General features: G+C 33.8%; 6 protein-coding genes. 2 read left to right on the forward strand and 4 right to left on the reverse strand.

The genetic code is table 11. The features are described 5' to 3' along the window. Positions 1–409: 409 nt before the first annotated feature. The 4 genes from KI356_RS19620 to exsG all read right to left on the reverse strand — a co-directional run bounded on the left by KI356_RS19620 (position 410) and on the right by exsG (position 3457). Complete coding sequence (locus tag KI356_RS19620) at positions 410–685, reverse strand: stage V sporulation protein S (protein WP_128279864.1); 276 nt, start codon at positions 683–685, stop codon at positions 410–412. Positions 686–978: 293 nt separating this feature from the next. Next, the gene (locus tag KI356_RS19625) at positions 979–2583 is read right to left on the reverse strand and encodes a lipase family alpha/beta hydrolase (RefSeq protein ID WP_212936199.1); all 1605 of its coding nucleotides are present in this window, start codon (positions 2581–2583) and stop codon (positions 979–981) included. A 267-nt stretch (positions 2584–2850) separates the two neighbouring features. Next, complete coding sequence (locus KI356_RS19630; RefSeq protein WP_212936200.1) at positions 2851–3060, reverse strand: hypothetical protein; 210 nt, start codon at positions 3058–3060, stop codon at positions 2851–2853. 244 nt (positions 3061–3304) lie between these two features. Beyond that, positions 3305–3457 (reverse strand): exosporium protein ExsG, encoded by a 153-nt coding sequence (gene exsG / locus KI356_RS19635; RefSeq protein WP_000395676.1) that lies wholly within the window; start codon positions 3455–3457, stop codon positions 3305–3307. Between the two features lie 201 nt (positions 3458–3658). Here exsG and KI356_RS19640 point away from each other — a divergent pair, with 201 nt between their 5' ends. Together KI356_RS19640 and ric are read left to right on the forward strand one after the other, a co-directional pair. After that, complete coding sequence (locus tag KI356_RS19640; RefSeq protein ID WP_212936201.1) at positions 3659–4609, forward strand: excalibur calcium-binding domain-containing protein; 951 nt, start codon at positions 3659–3661, stop codon at positions 4607–4609. 201 nt (positions 4610–4810) lie between these two features. Beyond that, on the forward strand, positions 4811–5518 hold the full coding sequence (gene ric, locus KI356_RS19645) for an iron-sulfur cluster repair di-iron protein (RefSeq protein WP_212936202.1): 708 nt from the start codon (positions 4811–4813) through the stop codon (positions 5516–5518). Positions 5519–5564: the final 46 nt, after the last annotated feature.

Consider the following 5564-nt stretch of genomic DNA (forward strand, 5'->3'; position numbering starts at 1 on the left):
ACCTGTACTTGATTTCGTAAAACCTTGGGTAGATTACGGTTTAAATGAAGCGAAACATACATCACACAAACATGCTTTAACAGAAGTTGCTGCGATTATGTCCTTAGTTGGTAAAGGCTTCAACCCAACGATTGCGCATTATATTGTAGAATCTTGGGAGAAGAATGAACAGTTTTAGAATTGTTTATTTAAAAAAACATAAAAACTTAAAAAATGCCAAATCCCTTATGTCACAAAGGATTTGGCATTTTTAAGTTTCTAGAAAAATCCGCTAAATATAGGGGGAATTAAAAGTCATAAATCCGGTACAATACTGTTTCCACGCCCAAGGAACTGCCAAATGAAATAACGTGTCTAACTTTTTGGAGTCTATTGGCCTTTTCAAATCCCCTTATATTAGTGCTCGCTATTAAGACCTTTTCCTTCTAGGACCTACAATTAATTTGATTGCTGTTCTTTCTTGATTATCGATAGTAACCTCTTGAAACGCTGGAACAAGAACCAAGTCAATTCCACTTGGAGCGACAAAACCTCTTGCAATCGCAATTGCTTTGATCGCTTGATTTAAAGAACCAGCTCCAATTACTTGGATTTCTACATTGCCACTTGATCTTAGTACACCTGCTATTGCACCTGCCACTGAATTTGGACTTGATTTTGAGGATACCTTTAATATATTTTCCATGTAAGTTGCTCCCTCTATTATTTAATCTCTCTTTTCTTACGGTTTGAACTATAACTAACGTATCTTTAACTACTATCCATACCAAAAGCAAACAATTCTGTATAATTACATCATTCGATATCTTTTGTCTTCTTCCTGCTCAATTGCATAAATAAAAAGCGATGACTAAGTTGGAAACTTAACCATCGCTTTATCCATTTTTACAGTTCTATTAATCTAATAAGCAAAACAAGTACCGAATCCTTCTACCACAAGAATTCGGCATTTTTTTATTAAAACCGATTCATTCTTTCCTACTTCTCCACATAAACCGACTTAACTATCGTACGATTATAAGGTTGTCCTTCCTTATTCATCCCTTTCACATCAATTGTAACGTTATATACACCCGGCTGTTCTATATTTTTCAAGGCACCTGTAAATGTATTTGCATTAATATTTTGCGATTCATTTGATTCAGAAACTAACTTTCCATCTTTATTAATTACTCTTACTGTTACTGAAAGATCGCCTTTCATTTCTGGAGCTGCAGGTGATTTTTTGAGTTTATACTCTGCTTTATTTACTTTAACTTTTGCCGGCATTTGAAGGACGAACGGAGCATCTTTTTTGTAATCGGTTACGATTAAATATGCATCTTTCGGCTGCTTCGCCATCATTTTAACTTGCCATTCTCCTGCTTCCATTTTATCAAATTTAAATGTTCTTATAGCCGCTCCTTTAAAGAAAGATTCACCTTCACCAGTAGATACAGCACTATCTTTATTTGTATAAACTTTTCCTTTTGGAGATATTAGTTGTATTTCTACATCCGAAGAAGCTGTTAAAACAGAAACTACCCCTTCTGCTTTTTTATCAACTGCGACAGTTTGCCCTACCCACTGATTTTGTGATAACTCTCCTCCTAAAATAGCTTGATTAGAAGTTGTGTTTAATAGTTCTACCTTTTCCTCTGAACTATTACTTGGGGCTAATAAAGCCGGTACTGGTACATTTGCTGTCCGTAAATATGGTTCAATTCGTGCGAAAACAGCTGAACCTTTTCGTATATTATCATGATCAAATCGTGAATCCGTAAATAAATGTGTTCCATATGGTAACTTAGCACTCCATTCGTTCACTAATCCATCATTAGAACCGTATGATGACAAATACAACCCGCCCATAGATAATGCTGAAAAAACAGGTCCCCAGCTTGTCCCAGTAGCCGTATAGTAACGATTTAATTTAGCTGCAGGATTATTATCTATTGTAGAACGAAACTTTGCCATTTCACCTATTTGCAATGAATATGTCCCATCATCTTTTTGACCTAATATAGAGGCAAGCCATCCTGCCCACCAACTATATGATAAATCTGCTAAATTTGATCCGTAATGCGGAGTGGCAAGCGTAATAACATTTCCAACAAATCGATTCGCTCCATATCCAACTAACGCAGCTTGTGTATCGATACCACCTTTACTATGAGCCACAACATTTACTTTTTTACCAAAATGATTATAAATTTCTTCAAGTTTTTGCGCTAACAATTTTCCATTGTCCCATTGGCTAGCTGATCCTTTTCCCGCAGCATCATATAATTGAATAAATACAGTTTGATAACCTGCTTTCAAAGCATAATCGTACATATCATTCATATCATGATATACTGTCTTTCCATACCAACTATCCGCATTACCATTTCTTCCTTGCACAAAGAGAATTGGTGGTTTATTCTCATCATAATTAGCAGGTTTTTGCCCTAAAAACCATTCTCCAGGAGTAAATACTTCTTTATCTGGAAAACCAGTCTTAAGCTCTGTTACAACCTCCGCGTGTACATTTGTACTAAAAACCATCGGACTCATAAAACAAAGTATAATAAATAATGCGATACTCCTTTTCATAATCCCCATTAATATCCCCCTTTTCCTCCCGAAAGAAAGCGCTATCATCCTGTTACACATCAATTGTTTTAAATTCATTTAATCAATTACTTTTCCGATACATTAGGATAAGAAATTAATAGCTGCATTCCTTTCTTATCAAACGTTATTCTCTCAACATTCCTTCATTCCTTTTTACAATAAGCGTTTTGAATATTTCTCAATAAAGCTTTCTCTTCACAAAAAAACTGCGTATAAAAGGTCTCTTTAATAACCTTTTATACGCAGCTTCTTTGTTTACAATCCGATGATATACTCATCATCATATTTATCGTATTGTAAACCAGCTCCAATTTTCAATTCTGTAACTTGATCTCTTAAAAATGGCGCATCTTTTATATTATCCGTTACAATTTCAATTCCATATTTTTTTGTTAAATGTGCTAACTCTATTAAAAACCATTCTCTTCGCAATGCGACTGGAATGTCATACGTTCGTCTTTTCATGTATACTAGCACCTCATTTATTTTCATAAATATAAAGAGTTTCCCCTCTATTTTTGATACACTTTTTAAAATAATACTTCATCATAAAAGGCTAATGAAACATTATAGTATATGCATGTCTGCTTTAAACGTGCTATTGAAAAATAGTATTAAAAACTGGCATAACTTTTAGTTTACATAACAAAATTATGTAATAGTAAAAGGATAAGGCTTGTCCCTCATCCTTTTACTATAGAAATCTAAATTAAGAACATCTTGGTACACCTAAAGCTAAAAATAAGCCTGCTACTCCTGCTGTAATTGGTACTTTCAACGTAATAACATCATCTACCTTCGTTACTAAAAAGTAAGCATTCCCTTCTTGTAACACGCAATTTACTAACAATTGGAATTCCATTTAAATCCCCTCCTTTCAATCTATATAAAATAATTTATGAATTCTATTCCGAAAAGTAATAGGAAATATATCTATTTTTCTTTATATACAAAATAAATGTTTATGTATCTATTAAAATTTTCTAAATTTATATGAAACGTGTATTATCCAATAAATTCCTATATAATCAATAGAGAAAATCTTACAAATGGAGGTATGAAAATGGCTATTTTGAGTAATATTGGTATAGCTTTATTTTTGATTGCTATTATTCTTTTAATCTTATGTATCATTTCATTCTTTAAGAAAAATGGAAAAGCGAAACAATATGGTCGTCCTACTGTTATTCTTTTTATGATTTCAATTCTCTTAATAGGAATGGGCACTACAAAATCTGAACACCCAGTCATCGATTTTTTTGCTACTTTAAGTTTCATTTTATTTATTTTTTTCCTTGTTCTAGCAATCTTATCCGTAATTAAAAAGACTGGTGTAGCAAAAAAACAATTTATTATCACAGCTATTTTATTTGTCATTTTTGTTGCATCATCAAGCATTTCAGCTCCTTCTTCTGAAAAGACGACAGCCACTAGTAATAAGGTTGCATCTAACAATGTAGAACAAAAAGAGAGCGACAAAAAAGAAGATGTAGCAAAGAAAGAAGCGGACGAAAAAACTCAAAAACAAGAAGAGGAAAAGCGCCAAGCTGAGGAACTAACTCGTAAGCAAGAAGATGAGAAACGTCAAGCTGAGGAACTAGCTCGCAAGCAAGAAGATGAGAAACGCCAAGCTGAAGAACTAGCTCGTAAACAACAAGAAGAACAACAGCGTCAAGCTGAAGAACAGGCCCGTAAACAACAAGAAGAGCAACAACGCCAAGCTGAAGAACAGGCCCGTAAACAACAAGAAGAACAGCAACGTCAAGCCGCTGAACTAGCTCGCAAACAACAAGAAGAGCAACAACGTCAAGCTGCTGAGCAAGCTCGCGTACAACAGGAACAACAAAAAGCACAGCAAACTCAAACAAAACCTGCTTCAGGAAATACTAGTAACGCATATTACAAAAATTGTGATGCAGTTAGAGCTGCTGGGAAAGCTCCATTATATAGAGACCAACCAGGATATAGCTCTAAACTTGATCGCGATGGTGATGGAGTCGCGTGTGAAAAATAGTAATAAAAAAGAAGCTTCTAGTAAGCTTCTTTTTTATTATCAGAAACTATTGCGACGAATTACCCTCCTCTCCCTTTTATAAAACTCCTTTTATTATTCTCAAAAATGACACATAATAAGTGATTTAAATCACCACATTGATTTTAATTTATCGCTATTCTTGATCTAGATATTAAATTTAAACTCTATGGAGGCATTCATATGAAACATACATTTACTGAAACTTCAATTATCGGTGAGATTGTAACACAATTCCCAAAGGCTAGTGATCTTTTTAAATCATATAGAATAGACTTTTGTTGTGGTGGTAATAAACCACTTATTGATGCAATTAATGAAAGAAATTTATCAGCATCAGAGGTAATCACAGAGTTAAATACGCTTTATCATAAAACGAAACTATTAAACGAATCTGAAATTGATTGGAAAACTGCTTCTTATCGCGAATTGATTGATTATATTATAAATAAGCATCATCGCTATTTAAATGAAGAGTTGCCACAGTTAAGTCCATATGTGACGAAAGTATTACGCGTTCATGGGGCAAATCAGCCTCATTTAGCTCAAATTCATAAACTATTTCATGAACTTAAGATTGAATTAGAACAACATTTAATTAAAGAAGAAACAGAGGATTTCCCATTAATTTTAGAATTCGAACGAAATCCAACTGATGAAAACTATACAAAGTTACGTAAAGTAGTAGATGAGTTGGAGAATGAACATAACCACGCTGGCAATATTATTAAAGAACTTCGTAAGGTGACAGATGACTTTACTCCACCAGAAGGAGCTTGCGGCACTTATCGCCTTGTTTACCAGCGCCTTGAAGCCATTGAATCTGATTTATTTGAGCATATTCATTTAGAAAATAATATTTTATTTCCGCGTGCAATTACAAAAGCATAAATAAAGTGAAGGACATGAGTATAAATGCTCATGTCCTTCACTTTAT

The organism is Bacillus hominis, assembly GCF_018332515.1.
GTDB lineage: Bacteria > Bacillota > Bacilli > Bacillales > Bacillaceae_G > Bacillus_A > Bacillus_A hominis.

Excerpts from the sequence above, each read along its gene's own strand:
- KI356_RS19630 (WP_212936200.1), bottom strand. The coding sequence starts at position 3,060 with ATGAAAAGACGAACGTATGACATTCCAGTCGCATTGCGAAGAGAATGG.
- exsG (WP_000395676.1), bottom strand. The coding sequence starts at position 3,457 with ATGGAATTCCAATTGTTAGTAAATTGCGTGTTACAAGAAGGGAATGCT.
- KI356_RS19640 (WP_212936201.1), top strand. The coding sequence starts at position 3,659 with ATGGCTATTTTGAGTAATATTGGTATAGCTTTATTTTTGATTGCTATT.
- ric (WP_212936202.1), top strand. The coding sequence starts at position 4,811 with ATGAAACATACATTTACTGAAACTTCAATTATCGGTGAGATTGTAACA.
- KI356_RS19620 (WP_128279864.1), bottom strand. The coding sequence starts at position 685 with ATGGAAAATATATTAAAGGTATCCTCAAAATCAAGTCCAAATTCAGTG.
- KI356_RS19625 (WP_212936199.1), bottom strand. The coding sequence starts at position 2,583 with ATGGGGATTATGAAAAGGAGTATCGCATTATTTATTATACTTTGTTTT.